Raw genomic sequence first — 14,112 nt, forward strand, 5'->3', positions numbered from 1 at the left:
TAATAGCACCTTCGGGTGCTTTTTTATTGCCAAATAATAGGGGTATGTATGACTAAAGGGGATGTATATGGACTTTCTTAGTCAAGTATTGGAAAGCATAAAGAGCCATTCACACATCCTTTTTACAGGTGTGCTGGGTGCAACTTTTGGCTTTCTATTAAGCAAGGAGCCGACCCGGGATCGCTGGATAGGATTCTTTGCCGGCTTCATTTTATGTGTGGTCTTTGCTAAACCGGCAAGTTTATTTCTTGCTAGCGGTAACTACCCAGAACTATTTGGTTTCATTCTGGGCGCTGCTGGTAAAAGTACAGCTGAAGCATTGCTGAGTTTGGCTCGATCAAGAGTTCTTGGTTTAGTCAAAAAGGAGAATGAAGATGCTGCTAATCATAAGTAAAACAGCATTGGTATTATTTATAGTTTCGTTTGCAATCATGGCATTTCATCCAAAAATTCAACTCCCAAAACACATCGATTTTCTATTGGTGTTGTCGATCCTTTTTGGGGCAGCACTTTTTGTTAAAGATGAGTATTCGCCCAGTCCGGCCGGAACACTTTTTTATACCACGGTAAGTATTTTATTCGCACTATTTACCCGACAACTCTATATTTGGGGTAAGGGTGGTGCACGTCCTAAATTTTTTAATACGGATAAAGATGGTGACAACCCATGAAACATATTTTTGATTTCTTGCGAAAGATTAGCGGCGGCAAACTCACCCAGAAACAGGTTGATGCTGCTGACAAACTGATTGCAACTGCTTACGATGATGTCACCAGTATGCTGGGTATCGCTACGGATGAAATGAGCATCAGCCCAAGTGGTATTGATCTGATCCGTAATTTTGAAAGCCTACGGCTCAATGCCTACGATGATGGCGTGGGGGTATGGACCATTGGTTATGGCACCACAAAATACCTAAATGGTATTCGTGTCAAAAAAGGGGATACCTGCACACTGGAACAAGCCAAAAGCTACATGCAACATGACTTGAAAAAATTCGAGCAAACCGTCAATAGCGCAGTCAATGTTCCGATCAATCAGAATCAGTTTGATGCCTTGGTTTCATTGGCCTATAACATTGGACCTACCGCATTTGAAGAATCCACTTTGGTCAAAAGGCTGAATGAGAAAAATTATAAGGCGGCAGCTGATCAATTTGGCTTATGGGTAAATGCTCGTGGCAAACGCCTGCAAGGTCTGGTGAATCGCAGGAAAATTGAAATGGAGTTATTTTTAAAATGACTCTAAATCTATTATGGAAATATAAACACTGGATCGCAATTGCGGTCTTTTTCTTTTTATGGCTAGGGCAAGTTGCTTACACCAATCACTTAAGCGGAAAGCTGCGCAAGGCTGGTGAGCAGTGCACGATAAAAATTCAGAAAATAGAGCAAAACCATCTCAAAGCTCTAACCCATAAACAAAATCAAATTAACCAGATGAGTGCGGATTATGAAGCAGCAAAATCAGAGCAGCACGTGCAAGTCGAAACAGTTACGCGTGAAGTGCAAAAGATCATTGATCGTCCTGTGTATCTCAACCATTGCTTTGATGATAATGGCGTGTCAGCCATCAACTCACTTATCACCGGTGATACCAACAAGCCTCCTTGAGCCTTGTCCTGATTTGCAAAAGTTAGAATCAGGGCAGGGTAAGGTTGCTTTAGTCTGGTCTATTGATGTAGTGGCTAAATATAACGACTGCAAAGCGCGTCATGCTGCAATTGTGAAAACCATTAGATAAAACTGAATGATTCACCAGAAAGCAATATTCCAATAAAATAGATAAATGCCTTCATTTGAGGGCATTGTTTATCATTAAAATAAGTAATTAGTTGTTAATTAATCCTCAGGATCCCCTCCCAACTAAAATAGTTCTGAGTCAGATTTTGTCTGGCCATTGCCCATGCTCGACCATGCATTTTGCATGGACCAATTGCTATTTTCTTATCTCCAAATCTCACCTTAACCTGCTCAAGGGCAGATTGAAGTTTCTCATTTTTCTCTATTTGAGTACTATCAGATAGAAGGTCATATATGTATGTCGATTTTGGCTCGATTGCGGTCAATATCACACCACATTTCTTAAACTCGATTCCTTCTTGAAACAGCTCATTCATTCGCTTCATTACAGCCCGGTTCATAACAGCAGCACAGTCAGTCGGCTCAGCAAATCCGATATTGATCGACTTGTTATAGAAAGGCCTGTTCTTATCAAAAGGATTGGATTGGGCAAAAGCAATCACACAACCACAAAGAGATTCATCTTCTCTTAACCGCTTAACAGCGTTCTGCAGGTAATCACTCATTGCCTCAGATAATGATTCAATATCGGTTACCCGTGCGCCAAATGAGCGTGATGAAATGATTTGCTTCTTGGTTGGCGCAGCCTGCTCAAGTTCGATACATGAAATCCCTTGCAGTTCCATGACAGTCCTCTGCACGACCACTGAAAACAGTTTTCCCATTTGATGTGGATTAGAAGTGGCTAAATCAAGAACAGTATTAATACCTAAGCCTTTTAGTTTTTTACTATGCTGACGACCAACTCCCCAGACTTCGGAAACATCAATCAAACTCGAAAAATAATTTCGGTGCTTCGGATCCATAGAAACCAGATCACAAACCCCATTAAAGCGTTTAGCCTTTTTAGCCATATGATTGGCAAGCTTTGCTTCGGTTTTTGATCGACCAATACCAACACAAACCGGTAATCCGATCCACTGCAAGATCCGCTGTCGCATATTTTGCGCATATTCAACCAGGTCATAATTTTCAGAATAGGCAGTAAGCTTTAAAAAGCACTCATCAATCGAATAAACTTCCTGTTCACCTGGCGCCACGTAATCAGCCAGAATTGAATGGAAACGTTGAGACATTTCAGCATACAAAGCATAGTTACTCGAAAGTACCTGTACATTATGTTTTTCGACAATATCCCTAATCTGGAATAGGGGAACACCCATCTTAATACCAAGATCTTTTGCTTCTTGGGAACGCGCAACTGCACAGCCGTCGTTATTTGAAAGAACAATGACCGGCACATCTTTAAGTTTAGGATTAAATAGGCGCTCACAGCTTACATAGCAATTATTTACATCAAGGAGCGCGTATATTTCATTGTTATAGCTCATCTGAATTTCTTGATTACATTTGTGACTACACCCCAGATTTCAAATTGCTGACCTTCTTGGGGATGAATATCTGGATAACCCTCATTCTCAGCTTTCAACCAGCAACCTTTCGCATCAATAATTAGCCGTTTCACTGTCAATTCATTATCGATACTGGCAATCACAATATCTCTATGCCTAGCCTGAATACTGCGATCTACAACCAAGGCGTCATTAATATCAATTCCTGCATTTAGCATAGAAAGAGAATCCGCACGAACAATAAAAGTAGCATTCGCATTATTAATGAGGTACTCATTCAGATCGATTTTTTTATCAATATAATCTTGAGCGGGCGAGGGGAATCCAGCTTGAACGCGTTCGGTTGCCAAGGGTATTTCTATTTTTGTGACAGGATCAAACTGACGGATATCACTAATTTCATTTTCTTTTTTAAGAGATTCTAGGTATTCTTTAATATCAAGAATTTTAGATTCAGGCACTCGAATAACTTTAGTCTCTTCAGACTTTTTTCGACCTGCCCCGGCTCGAAAACCCCCATGAGTACTGTTCATAACTTTACGACTCCTTGATTTTTGTAACAATAATCAAGATTGTAAAGACTCGATAAAAATCAAACAAATAAAATAAATCTTTTAAATTCAAAGATGCGTCATAGAGTGACGCAAAATTATGATATTTCGGATGAACGGTTACAGTACTAATTGACTTGGTAAAGACTCTTAGCCAGAGCTGCACAGCTCACTCAATTGCGACGAATGTGAATGTGGGGATATGTGTTGGGATTATTTAATCCTTCCACCCATCCACAATATCAGCCCAATCCTGCATCATTTTTCTGCGATCTGCTAAGTATTTAGCATGGTTATAAGATGCGCGGGTTTTATTCTCATCAGCATGAGCCAGTTGGGTTTCGATCCACTTTTCATCATAGCCAAGTTCATTCAATAGGGTAGATGCCGTGGCCCGAAAATCATGTGCTGTAACGTCATGCATGATGTACTGTAGCGCTCTATTAATTGTAGTAGCTGGCATCATCCCGCCATTATAAACACCTTCAAAAACATATCTCTTACGGCCAGTGAGCTTCTTTTGTTTAAGTAGAAGTTGATAAACCTGCTCAGACATTGGAACCACATGTGTTCTATTTTTCTTGGTCAGTCGCAAGCCTTTTTTCAACTGCTCTCGCGTCTGCTTTTCAAAAGTAATAGTCCTTTCCTCAAAATCAATAAATGACCATTGCAGTCGGCGCACCTCAATTGTGCGAAGCATGGTATAGAACAAAAATAAAATAGAATTTACCGTCGACTCGGCACCACCATAACTATCGATCCGCGCTCTAAATACTTTCCGCTCGGCCAGGCTTAACGGTCTCGCATGCTCCACGTCTGGCCGCGCAATAACTTCACGCACCGCATAGGTCGGATCATTCTCAGCTCTTAATGTCGCAATTGCATATCTCATCACAGAGCCAATCTTCTTTCTGTTTTCAATTGCTGTTACTTCACCAGTGCCACGGTTATCCTGACCCTTAACGCGCTTTACTGTATTTTGCATGATCTTCAAAACGTCAGCAGAGGTCACATCTTTAATATTTTTATGCCCAATAACTTTATAAATATCCTTTTCCATTGCTCGGTGAAAAGCATCAACATAGGTCTGGGATTTATCCTTTAGACGATCCGCAGCATATTCCTTTGCGATAGCTTCAAAACTATTCTCATCACACAGCAGCGCAGCTTTTTCTTGTTGGCGATGCACAGCTGGATCAATATTGTTTGCAAGCAGTGATTTGATTTCGTCTTGCTTTTGACGTGCCTCTGCTAAGCTTACGATAGGGTATTCACCTAGACTGATCATTGAGGCCTTGCCTGCATAACGATAGCGTACACGCCAAAGCTTTGTACCGGTAGAGCGAACCTCAATACATAGTCCGCCTTGGTCGGCAATACGGTATGCTTTTTCCATTGGTTTTAGTTTTTTTAGCTTGGTATCGTTAAGCATGTGAGTAACGCAAGAGATTAAATATTGTTACTCACTATATTACTCACAAAAGTGATTAATACAATTTAATTCTATTTAACGGTATTTAACTGGAAAGGCTTGATAATAAAGACATAGGGATTTTAATTTAATGGCATTTTACAGTATTTAATTATTATGATAATTCTCGACCATTAAAAGCATGAGCTTAACCTATTGAAATTAATGCACTTAACTGTGCTAATGTTGTCCAGATCGTACTTTATTTATACGTGTTGCAAGCACTTGCCTGACACAACTAAATCATTGATTTCATTGTGTGAAAATAAAGCACGCTTCATCATAGCAAAAAATAGCTGCATTCGGCGCAACAATTTCGTTCAATTTATTGGCTTTAGAAACCTATAGAAAATTAAATAAAATTTTAATCATGATTTAAAGTAATAGGCTTACTCAGAGAAAGTTTTAAATGAATATTTTTTAGAGTAAAACTTAAAAATGAAAAAATGAGATCAAAGAGAGGTAAAATGCTTGATGAAAAAAACATCACTTGAATAATTAAGCTTTATATAAACTTTTCTATTGAAAGTAGATTTAAAGAAAGTGCCTCATAATAGGCATACAATCCCAAATGAATCGCAAAATTTTCTTTACTGATATCTACCAAAAAACGCTCAATTTTTAGCCAAAAACAAGTAAAAACATAACAAAAGTAAGAAAAAGCAGCATATTTGCTATAAAAAGCTATGTTTCTCATACATCTTTATAGATACATGCACTATTTAGGTGCGCTAAAAAATAAAGCTGAAATAAAATAAATGAAGAATGCTTGAATATAGTGCATTTAGTTTTGCAGCTAGTATAATAGCCGCAAAGTATTTTTGTCACTTCATGATTTCTTATAAAGATTTCAAGATTTTATCTATACTTTTAAAAGTTGGTACGGTAATTGCTTAATAACTATCAACTGCTAACACGCACTTCACGGGTGCAACAAAAACATCGGAGCAAAATGAGCATGGCGAACAAGGTCCTTCAACTCATACAAGAAAGTGGCGCAAAATGGGTCGATTTTCGCTTTACTGATACCAAGGGTAAAGAACAACACGTCACTTACCCAGCAGACAGTATTGATGAAGATACATTTGAAGACGGCAAAATGTTTGACGGTTCTTCAATTGCAGGTTGGAAAGGCATCGAAGCATCGGACATGATTTTACGTCCGGATGCGGCAACAGGTTTTATCGACCCGTTCTTTGCAGAGCCAACAGTTGTTGTAACTTGTGACGTAATCGAGCCATCAACTGGTCAAGGTTATGATCGTGACCCACGTTCGATTGCGCGCCGTGCAGAAGAATATTTGAAATCTACCGGTATCGGTGACACTGCATTCTTTGGTCCAGAACCAGAATTCTTCGTATTTGACGAAGTAAAATGGGAAATCGACATGTCTGGCGCGCGCCATACATTGATCGCTGAAGAAGCTGCTTGGTCAACTAACAAAGACTACGAAGGCGGTAACTCTGGTCACCGTCCACGCGTAAAAGGCGGTTACTTCCCAGTTCCTCCTGTAGATTCTTCACATGACATGCGTGCAGACATGTGTGCGCGTATCGAAGACATCATGGGTCCAGGTCGTGTAGAAGTACATCACCACGAAGTTGCTTCTTGCCAGTTAGAAATTGGTGTGAGCTTCAACACTATGGTGCGTAAAGCAGACGAAGTTCAACAGTTCAAATATGCGGTTTGGAACGTTGCGCATCAATATGCAAAAACAGCAACCTTTATGCCTAAACCAATGGTTGGCGATAACGGTTCTGGTATGCACGTGCATATGTCGATCTCTAAAGACGGCAAAAACCTGTTTGCTGGTGATGAATATGCAGGCCTTTCAGAAATGGCGTTGTACTTCATCGGTGGTGTAATTAAACATGCCCGTTCTTTGAATGCGATCACTAACCCTTCTACAAACTCGTATAAGCGTTTGGTTCCACATTTCGAAGCACCCATTATGCTTGCTTACTCAGCGCGTAACCGTTCTGCATCTATCCGTATTCCTTACGTGTCTAGCCCGAAAGGCAAGCGTATTGAAGCGCGTTTTCCAGATCCAATGATGAACCCGTACCTAGGTTTCGCGGCATTGTTGATGGCTGGTCTTGACGGTATTCAAAACAAGATCCACCCAGGTGAGGCTGCTGACAAGAACTTGTACGATCTTCCACCGGAAGAAGAAGCAAAAATCCCTACAGTGGCGCATAGCCTGGATATGGCGCTTGAAGCACTTCAAGCGGATCATGATTACCTGTTAAAAGGTGGCGTGTTCACGAAAGAAATGCTTGATGCTTATATCGAGCTTAAAACTGAAGAAGTTCGTCGTCTAAACACGACTACTCACCCAGTTGAATTTGATATGTACTACAGCTTGTAATTCATCACGAATTAAAGCGAAGAAAACCCGCGCATGTCGCGGGTTTTTTTGTATCATCTATTTATAATTTTAAATGATTGATGGGCTTAAATGGCACAACGTAAAAAGCACACCAGCTTTTATCCATGGATTGATCCAAAAGATCATAACAAAGGTTTTAAGTTGAACTTCTCTGAAGTGACTTATCTTGAAGTGGGGGGGACTCCCGAGGGTTATAAGCAGGCTCAATTTGTGGCGCTGAAAAATCCTGAAATAGCGCTGGATTATGCTTATCCAGAATCATTTTATTTGAGTGCTGAAGGTTTTATTTTAATTAAAACCCCACAAGGCAAATATGAAATCATTGCAAAAACAGATAACTGTTAACAATGAATAGTCGTTCTAGAAATCAAAATCAGCGTGTGTTGCTGTCAACTCTGCCTGTTGAGTTAAAACCGTGGCTGTATGCATCGGGTTCACTCACGCAACAACTGACCGATTTGGCGCAAGGACAATTCCATGTCGAGCCAATTCAAGAGCATTTTCAGCGTTTAGGCTTTGCCAATGCCAAATGGATGCAGATGTCACATCAGCATACTTCCTGGGTGCGTGAAAGTTATCTCTACGGCTCGGAACAGTCTCCTTGGGTGAAAGCCAAAAGCATCTTTCCGATTTTAAGCCTGCAAAAAAAAGCCCGAATTTTTCAGCATATTGGCACCAAACCGATTGGCTTGTTTCTGTTTCAGCGCACCAATCCACTCTGCCAGCGTCGGGTGGTACTTTTAGATGAGGGCTGGACCCGTCAGAGCTGCTATACTTGGCACGGCTGTAAATTTATCGTACAAGAAACATTTTTACCGGCATTTGAACACTTTATACAAAATTCACGGGCTTGATTTTTATGGCAACCGCACAAGCAATCACCTGGCGTGAGCGTCTTAGCGCCTATTATTATCTTTGTCGTTTTGATAAACCGATTGGCACTGAACTGGTCTTTTGGCCTACCATGTGGGCGCTGTGGATTGCCGCTCAGGGGATGCCACGTATTGAAATTTTAATTCCCATGATTTTGGGTGTGATTTTTATGCGGGCGGCAGGCTGTGCCATTAATGATTTTGCTGACCGTAAAGTCGATGCACATGTGGAGCGTACTAAAAACCGTCCGCTAGCGACTGGGATTATCAGTGCCAAAGAAGCTGTGATGGTATTTCTGGTTTTGGTGTCTGCCAGTGCCTGCCTACTATTTTTTCTGCCAATCGAAACTTTTTACTGGTCATTTGGGGCTTTATTTTTAGCGTTTATTTATCCTTTTATGAAGCGCTATACCCATTTACCTCAAGTCTTTTTGGGTGCAGCATTTTCCTGGTCGATTCCGATGGCTTATACCGCAGTTGGACAAACGCCGGATTTAACCTGCTGGCTTCTATATTTTGGTAATCTGGCCTGGACCGTAGCCTATGATACCCAATATGCAATTGCAGATCGTGAATACGATTTAAAGATTGGGGTGAAATCAACCGCGATCTTATTTGGTCGATATGATATTCAGATCATTAGCGCTTTGCAGGCCATTAGTATTCTTTTGATTGCTGTAGCACTTTGGCTAGAAAATTTACTGATTCCATTTGGTTTGGCTGCATTAATTGTTGTCGCTCTCGATTTTATTTACCAATGGTTTAAAACTCGAGATAAAAATCCACATTTGTGTTTCTGGGCGTTTAGGCATAACCGCTGGATTGGACTGATTATTTTTGCAGGAATACTACTGGCTTTGAGGTAGTGACTGTCTATCGACTGAGAAAAAAGCGTCCTATAAGGATGCTTTTGTTATTGCCTAATCTATAAGGCTTGAGCTATGACTTTATTTTGTTATATTGGGCAGTGTAATTAAATGACGAAATTAAAGCAGGTTTGTTATGTCCGAGCAGCCACAGCCCCGCAGTGTCAAAAAGCTATTGATCTTCGGTACGCTTGCACTTTGTATTCCGGTATTTTTAATTAGTATGGCATTTCTTGCAGTGAATAGTGATGCTAAAAATCAGGAAAAATACAAGCAGCAGCAGGCAGATATGATTGCGCGTATTGAAGCACGAGAAGCTGCGGAAAAGCTCAAAGCAGAGCAGGATGTTAAGGCAGATTCAACTCAAGCTGCGTCTGAAAGTAGTGCAACAGCACCTTAATCTATCTAGAATCCCTTTGCACTTGTCTAATACTGCAAATGTCTGTGTGGTAGATAGTTGCATGGGTTTCTGCAAACGATGATTTGACTGTAGATATTCGATACTTAGTAATTAGGCAAGCCGTATTCTAGAATGGAAAAATATAGCCACCCATCATCCGATCGGTGGCTATATTTAAATCATCTTAAAGCAATTCTTTGCGCAATTGTTCTGAAGATTTAATTGAAAGTAGGGCAGGTGCTACATCTAGGGCTGTTTTGGCACCATATTGCTGAGTTTGATTCAGACGGTAGCAGGCACGGGCATAAGCCACTAGAACACTTGCAGTAAACTCTGGATTGCTATTCAGCTTTAAAGAAAACTCAATCACCTGTTTTTGTGCATCACTGGTATTACCACTACGAATGACAAAACCGCCATGTGGCATATCTTGGTGATCTTTCAGTAAAGTTTCCTCACTGATAAAATTCACAGTCGTATTATAATCTGCAAAATAATCAGGCATGCTGACGATGGTTTGTTCAACTGTTGCTGCATCAGCTCCTTGTTCCAAGACCACATAACAGTCACGATGATGTTTATCTTTGGTGCTTAACTCAGGTCGTGCGCCACTGCGGACTTGTTCAATAGCATCAGTGGATGGAATGGTATATTGAACACCAGCTTTCACCCCAGGTACACGGCGGATCGCATCCGAATGGCCTTGGCTTAAGCCTTTACCCCAAAAAGTATAAGTTTCGCCATCTGGTAATAGCGCTTCACCAAATAAACGGTTAATCGAGAACATGCCAGGATCCCAGCCAATAGAAATCATGGCTGTTTTTTTGTTAGCAAGGGCGGGTGCATCGACTGCAGCATAGTATTCCGGAATACGTGCATGCGTATCAAAACTATCTACAGTATTGAATTTACTTGCAAAGATAGGCGCCTGTTGTGGCAAGTCATCTTTAGAGCCGCCACAAAGAATCAGCACATCAATTTTATCGCTAAACTCATTTAATAGTGCATCCATGCTATACACTTGAGTTTCTGCAAAGCAAGGAGAGACGCTGCTTGGTGAGCGGCGAGTAAAAATACCGACAAGCTGCATATCAGGATTTTTCTGGATGGCAGTTTCAACACCGCGGCCAAGATTACCGTAACCCGCGATACCAATACGAATAGAATTTTGCATAAATAAACGATCACTGAATAAAAAAACAACGCCAAAAATAAGCAAGGTGATGATGGCCAGAAATGGAACAGGCCAATCAGGTCATCTGACTTATATTTTGTTTTCGAAAGGATTATAGAGCGATAATTTAAACTTTATCACCCTAATCCTGCAGAAAGGCAGGTTTAACTGAGAATGCTTGTGATGAGACGCTAAATTGGACGAGGATAGGTTAGTTTTGAAGCATGAAAAGCTGCCGAGAAATTAAAAGCGGAGCAGGAGGCTTTGATTAATCCAATTCAAGCTGCAGCGAGAAATATCGAAATTGCAGCTTAATTTATTTTAAATCCCTTTGCAGTTGTCTGATAGTCGGAATCTGGGTGTATCGAATCACGGTATAGCCTGCTGCAATCAGCATGGCATCGCGTTCAGCATCTTCCTGCTCTTTGCCAATATGGCTCGGATCATCCAGTTCGACAATCGCCACTACATTATATTCACGATCAAGTACCACGAAGTCTGTGACTTTGCGATTAAATTGATTGCGCATTTTCATCTGATCGTGCGTGATCAAAGCGCTAAACGCGACTTGTGCCAGAATGTGATGATGAGGAAAGGCATCTTTCAGACGTGTAAACATCCTGCTTTCAAAAGCAGTAATGACGCGCTTCGGATAGAATTTCTTTTGACGGGTGAAGAGATGTGGGAAGAGCAGGCAAACTAATGCAAAAGTTGCCAGGCAGCCAATCACAAAAAATATAAACTGACTCAAATTAAACACAGATCACAAAAGGGGAGAATAAAAAAACCCACTTCGCAATGAGTGGGTTTCTTCAGAATCTTGGCTCTCCCACCTGGGCTCGAACCAGGGACCTGCGGATTAACAGTCCGTCGCTCTACCGACTGAGCTATGGGAGAATAGATTGGCTCTCCAACCTGGGCTCGAACCAGGGACCTGCGGATTAACAGTCCGTCGCTCTACCGACTGAGCTATTGGAGAATCTGACAGCGATTATAGAGAGATTTGAAAAGGGGTCAAGGCACTTTTAGAAAAAAGCTGAAGAAATTGAATCAAGTGTTTTAAAAATAGTCGAAAAGGTTTGTAGTTTAAACTGTTATGTTTATGTAAACCGGTCCTAACAGCAAAATCGCGATCAGCCTGAATTTTGATAAGTGATCTGGATCATAAGAAATGAGCGGTTGATCGCGCATATAAATCAATATGATCTCAATTTAAAAAATACAGCTATAAAAAAACCCACTTCGCAATGAGTGGGTTTTTTAGAATCTTGGCTCTTCCACCTGGGCTCGAACCAGGGACCTGCGGATTAACAGTCCGTCGCTCTACCGACTGAGCTATGGAAGAATATATGGCTCTCCAACCTGGGCTCGAACCAGGGACCTGCGGATTAACAGTCCGTCGCTCTACCGACTGAGCTATTGGAGAATCTGATCGGCATTTTAGGGATGAATAACCAGGTCGTCAATCAATTAATGTAAAGAAATGAATTGTTTGCTTCATAAATATTCATTTAGAGCCTAAAAATAAAAAAATCACCCGAAGTGGGTGATTTTTTTAGCAAAGAAATAAAAAATTATTTCTCAACACCTGCAGGCTGACCTGCATATTTCGCATTTGCATAATCCCAGTTTACTAGGCTTTCTAGGAAAGTAGAGATGTACTTAGGACGAGCATTACGGAAATCGATGTAGTAAGCGTGTTCCCAAACGTCAATCGTCAACACTGCAATTTTACCGTGCGCCATTGGCGTATCAGCATTTGAAGTTTTCATGATAGAAAGCTGACCGTTTACTTCGTCAGCCACTAACCAAGCCCAACCTGAACCAAACTGAGTAGTTGCAGCAGCAGCAAATTCTTCAGCAAATTTTTCATAAGAACCGAAAGCTTCGTCAATTTTTGCAGCCAAAGTACCAGTTGCTTTACCGCCACCGTTTTTAGCCATACAGTTCCAGTAGAACGTGTGGTTCCAAACTTGAGCCGCGTTATTGAAAACACCTGCTTTAGAAGCATCACCAGCAGTTGCTGTAATAATTTCTTCTAGAGTTTTGCCTTCAAGCTCAGTACCAGCGATCAGGTTATTCAGGTTAACCACATACGTATTGTGGTGTTTGTCGTGATGGTATTCTAAAGTTTCCTTGCTGATGTGTGGAGCAAGATCTTCGTAGCCGTAAGGTAATGCTGGTAAAGTAATGGTTGTCATGTTCTCAATTCCTTGCATTTTGCTGGGTTTTAACAATAAGTGGCTTTATTGTAATAGATAATCGGGCAGAAATGGGCATCGTGTATAAATAACAATACAGAATAAAGCCTGAAAATATATGAATAAAGCCACTGATCATAACCGTCAGTCGAATTAAATCGGATTGTTTAATTCGAAATAATCATACTCAATATTAAACTGTTCTGAAATAGCCTTGCCAAGGCGTTGCACACCGTATTTTTCAGTCGCATGATGGCCACAAGCATAATAATGCACATTCAGTTCCTGAGCTTCATAAAAGGTCCGTTCAGACACTTCGCCCGAAATATAGGCATCACAGTTCTGTAGTGCCGCTTTTTGAATATAATCCTGCGCACCACCGGTACAGAAACCGACTTTATGGATTTGAGTTTTTTCAGCAGGAAGATGAATCGCATCAAAGCCCAGCTTTTCTGAAACATAATTTTTAAAATCTTCCGGACTCATTGGCTGTTTTAAATAGCCAATATTGCCAATCGGACGTTTTTCACTCGGATCCAGCTGTTCGATATTTTCGAGTTCTAATAAATCCGCAATGGCAGCATTATTTCCCAGAGTTGGATGACTGTCTAAAGGTAGGTGATAGCCAACCAGTGAAATATCATTTTGAATCAGGGTTTTAATGCGTTTACCACGCATTCCCGTAATTGGGTAGGCTTCTCCTTTCCAGAAATAGCCATGATGAACCAGCAATAAATCTGCGCCTTGCTCAATTGCAGCTTCAATGGCACTCTGGGAAGCAGTCACAGCACAGAGGATTTTATTCACCTCGGATTTGCCTTCAATCTGCAAGCCATTCGGTGCATAGTCCTTAAATTCACGTGCTGCCAAAGTTTGGTCACACCATTGAATAATATCGTTCAAATTCGCCATAAAATTCCTGTAAGTTTAAAAACTTGCCCATATTTATCTATAGGTCTAATTGTAACTAAAGCTGCACAAATCTCTGTGGAATTTTTTGTGTTTAGTTATGTATTTCGCATTACAATAGGAC

At 40.8% G+C, this 14,112-nt stretch carries 16 protein-coding genes and 4 tRNA genes; 9 read left to right on the top strand and 11 right to left on the bottom strand.

Features of this window, described 5'->3' with window-relative positions:
• Positions 1–67: 67 nt before the first annotated feature.
• The 4 genes from NI465_RS01560 to NI465_RS01575 are packed head-to-tail and all read left to right on the top strand — an operon-like array spanning position 68 to position 1,614.
• A complete protein-coding gene (locus tag NI465_RS01560; protein ID WP_005097122.1) occupies positions 68–394 on the top strand; it encodes a hypothetical protein in 327 nt (108 codons plus the stop codon).
• A complete protein-coding gene (locus NI465_RS01565) occupies positions 375–671 on the top strand; it encodes a hypothetical protein (RefSeq protein WP_004279633.1) in 297 nt (98 codons plus the stop codon). The genes NI465_RS01560 and NI465_RS01565 overlap by 20 nt, the downstream gene beginning before the upstream one ends.
• Positions 668–1,243, top strand: coding sequence for a lysozyme (locus NI465_RS01570; RefSeq protein ID WP_004646472.1), 576 nt, complete (start codon positions 668–670; stop codon positions 1,241–1,243). The genes NI465_RS01565 and NI465_RS01570 overlap by 4 nt, the downstream gene beginning before the upstream one ends.
• The gene (locus NI465_RS01575) at positions 1,240–1,614 is read left to right on the top strand and encodes a hypothetical protein (RefSeq protein ID WP_253144076.1); all 375 of its coding nucleotides are present in this window, start codon (positions 1,240–1,242) and stop codon (positions 1,612–1,614) included. Before NI465_RS01570 ends, NI465_RS01575 begins: the two co-directional genes overlap by 4 nt.
• A gap of 224 nt (positions 1,615–1,838) precedes the next feature.
• Here NI465_RS01575 and NI465_RS01585 read toward each other — a convergent pair whose 3' ends face one another.
• The 3 genes from NI465_RS01585 to NI465_RS01595 all read right to left on the bottom strand — a co-directional run bounded on the left by NI465_RS01585 (position 1,839) and on the right by NI465_RS01595 (position 5,138).
• The gene (locus NI465_RS01585; protein ID WP_191112078.1) at positions 1,839–3,134 is read right to left on the bottom strand and encodes a Y-family DNA polymerase; all 1,296 of its coding nucleotides are present in this window, start codon (positions 3,132–3,134) and stop codon (positions 1,839–1,841) included.
• Positions 3,131–3,688 (bottom strand): LexA family protein, encoded by a 558-nt coding sequence (locus NI465_RS01590; protein ID WP_044112759.1) that lies wholly within the window; start codon positions 3,686–3,688, stop codon positions 3,131–3,133. The genes NI465_RS01585 and NI465_RS01590 overlap by 4 nt, the downstream gene beginning before the upstream one ends.
• Before the next feature lie 235 nt (positions 3,689–3,923).
• Positions 3,924–5,138 carry a tyrosine-type recombinase/integrase gene (locus NI465_RS01595; protein WP_253099165.1) on the bottom strand — a complete coding sequence of 405 codons (1,215 nt, stop codon included), beginning with the start codon at positions 5,136–5,138 and terminating at the stop codon, positions 3,924–3,926.
• Positions 5,139–6,129: 991 nt separating this feature from the next.
• On the opposite strand from NI465_RS01595, the gene glnA reads away from it, so the two are divergent.
• The 5 genes from glnA (at position 6,130) to NI465_RS01620 (ending at position 9,704) form a co-directional block, all read left to right on the top strand.
• Positions 6,130–7,545: a type I glutamate--ammonia ligase gene (glnA, locus tag NI465_RS01600; RefSeq protein ID WP_004279641.1), complete on the top strand. Its 1,416-nt coding sequence runs from the start codon at positions 6,130–6,132 to the stop codon at positions 7,543–7,545.
• Between the two features lie 90 nt (positions 7,546–7,635).
• A complete protein-coding gene (locus tag NI465_RS01605) occupies positions 7,636–7,911 on the top strand; it encodes a hypothetical protein (RefSeq protein WP_253144080.1) in 276 nt (91 codons plus the stop codon).
• A 2-nt stretch (positions 7,912–7,913) separates the two neighbouring features.
• Complete coding sequence (locus NI465_RS01610; protein ID WP_071851873.1) at positions 7,914–8,420, top strand: chorismate--pyruvate lyase family protein; 507 nt, start codon at positions 7,914–7,916, stop codon at positions 8,418–8,420.
• A gap of 5 nt (positions 8,421–8,425) precedes the next feature.
• Entirely contained in the window at positions 8,426–9,304 is an 879-nt protein-coding gene (gene ubiA / locus NI465_RS01615) for a 4-hydroxybenzoate octaprenyltransferase (protein ID WP_005107417.1), read from the top strand.
• A gap of 136 nt (positions 9,305–9,440) precedes the next feature.
• Positions 9,441–9,704 (top strand): hypothetical protein, encoded by a 264-nt coding sequence (locus tag NI465_RS01620; protein WP_005107416.1) that lies wholly within the window; start codon positions 9,441–9,443, stop codon positions 9,702–9,704.
• A gap of 184 nt (positions 9,705–9,888) precedes the next feature.
• Here the strand turns inward: NI465_RS01620 and NI465_RS01625 are convergent, their stop codons facing one another.
• The 8 genes from NI465_RS01625 to NI465_RS01660 form a co-directional block, all read right to left on the bottom strand.
• Positions 9,889–10,878, bottom strand: coding sequence for a diaminopimelate dehydrogenase (locus tag NI465_RS01625; protein ID WP_004279649.1), 990 nt, complete (start codon positions 10,876–10,878; stop codon positions 9,889–9,891).
• A gap of 316 nt (positions 10,879–11,194) precedes the next feature.
• Positions 11,195–11,638 carry a DUF2726 domain-containing protein gene (locus NI465_RS01630; RefSeq protein ID WP_004279650.1) on the bottom strand — a complete coding sequence of 148 codons (444 nt, stop codon included), beginning with the start codon at positions 11,636–11,638 and terminating at the stop codon, positions 11,195–11,197.
• A 61-nt stretch (positions 11,639–11,699) separates the two neighbouring features.
• Positions 11,700–11,775, bottom strand: a tRNA-Asn gene (locus tag NI465_RS01635).
• A 6-nt stretch (positions 11,776–11,781) separates the two neighbouring features.
• Positions 11,782–11,857, bottom strand: a tRNA-Asn gene (locus NI465_RS01640).
• A gap of 290 nt (positions 11,858–12,147) precedes the next feature.
• A tRNA-Asn gene (locus tag NI465_RS01645) sits at positions 12,148–12,223 on the bottom strand.
• A gap of 5 nt (positions 12,224–12,228) precedes the next feature.
• A tRNA-Asn gene (locus tag NI465_RS01650) sits at positions 12,229–12,304 on the bottom strand.
• A gap of 148 nt (positions 12,305–12,452) precedes the next feature.
• A complete protein-coding gene (gene sodB, locus NI465_RS01655) occupies positions 12,453–13,079 on the bottom strand; it encodes a superoxide dismutase SodB (RefSeq protein WP_004646486.1) in 627 nt (208 codons plus the stop codon).
• 153 nt (positions 13,080–13,232) lie between these two features.
• On the bottom strand, positions 13,233–13,991 hold the full coding sequence (locus tag NI465_RS01660; protein WP_071851875.1) for a Nif3-like dinuclear metal center hexameric protein: 759 nt from the start codon (positions 13,989–13,991) through the stop codon (positions 13,233–13,235).
• Positions 13,992–14,112 lie beyond the last annotated feature (121 nt).

It is taken from the genome of Acinetobacter lwoffii, from assembly GCF_024129855.1.
In the GTDB taxonomy this organism is placed as follows: domain Bacteria; phylum Pseudomonadota; class Gammaproteobacteria; order Pseudomonadales; family Moraxellaceae; genus Acinetobacter; species Acinetobacter lwoffii_L.

What these genes read in the sequence shown, in the direction of transcription:
- NI465_RS01560 (WP_005097122.1), top strand. Translation starts at nt 68, where the DNA reads ATGGACTTTCTTAGTCAAGTATTGGAAAGCATAAAGAGCCATTCACAC.
- NI465_RS01595 (WP_253099165.1), bottom strand. Translation starts at nt 5,138, where the DNA reads ATGCTTAACGATACCAAGCTAAAAAAACTAAAACCAATGGAAAAAGCA.
- NI465_RS01590 (WP_044112759.1), bottom strand. Translation starts at nt 3,688, where the DNA reads ATGAACAGTACTCATGGGGGTTTTCGAGCCGGGGCAGGTCGAAAAAAG.
- NI465_RS01575 (WP_253144076.1), top strand. Translation starts at nt 1,240, where the DNA reads ATGACTCTAAATCTATTATGGAAATATAAACACTGGATCGCAATTGCG.
- NI465_RS01610 (WP_071851873.1), top strand. Translation starts at nt 7,914, where the DNA reads ATGAATAGTCGTTCTAGAAATCAAAATCAGCGTGTGTTGCTGTCAACT.
- NI465_RS01620 (WP_005107416.1), top strand. Translation starts at nt 9,441, where the DNA reads ATGTCCGAGCAGCCACAGCCCCGCAGTGTCAAAAAGCTATTGATCTTC.
- NI465_RS01570 (WP_004646472.1), top strand. Translation starts at nt 668, where the DNA reads ATGAAACATATTTTTGATTTCTTGCGAAAGATTAGCGGCGGCAAACTC.
- ubiA (WP_005107417.1), top strand. Translation starts at nt 8,426, where the DNA reads ATGGCAACCGCACAAGCAATCACCTGGCGTGAGCGTCTTAGCGCCTAT.
- NI465_RS01660 (WP_071851875.1), bottom strand. Translation starts at nt 13,991, where the DNA reads ATGGCGAATTTGAACGATATTATTCAATGGTGTGACCAAACTTTGGCA.
- sodB (WP_004646486.1), bottom strand. Translation starts at nt 13,079, where the DNA reads ATGACAACCATTACTTTACCAGCATTACCTTACGGCTACGAAGATCTT.
- NI465_RS01585 (WP_191112078.1), bottom strand. Translation starts at nt 3,134, where the DNA reads ATGAGCTATAACAATGAAATATACGCGCTCCTTGATGTAAATAATTGC.
- NI465_RS01605 (WP_253144080.1), top strand. Translation starts at nt 7,636, where the DNA reads ATGGCACAACGTAAAAAGCACACCAGCTTTTATCCATGGATTGATCCA.
- glnA (WP_004279641.1), top strand. Translation starts at nt 6,130, where the DNA reads ATGAGCATGGCGAACAAGGTCCTTCAACTCATACAAGAAAGTGGCGCA.
- NI465_RS01565 (WP_004279633.1), top strand. Translation starts at nt 375, where the DNA reads ATGCTGCTAATCATAAGTAAAACAGCATTGGTATTATTTATAGTTTCG.
- NI465_RS01625 (WP_004279649.1), bottom strand. Translation starts at nt 10,878, where the DNA reads ATGCAAAATTCTATTCGTATTGGTATCGCGGGTTACGGTAATCTTGGC.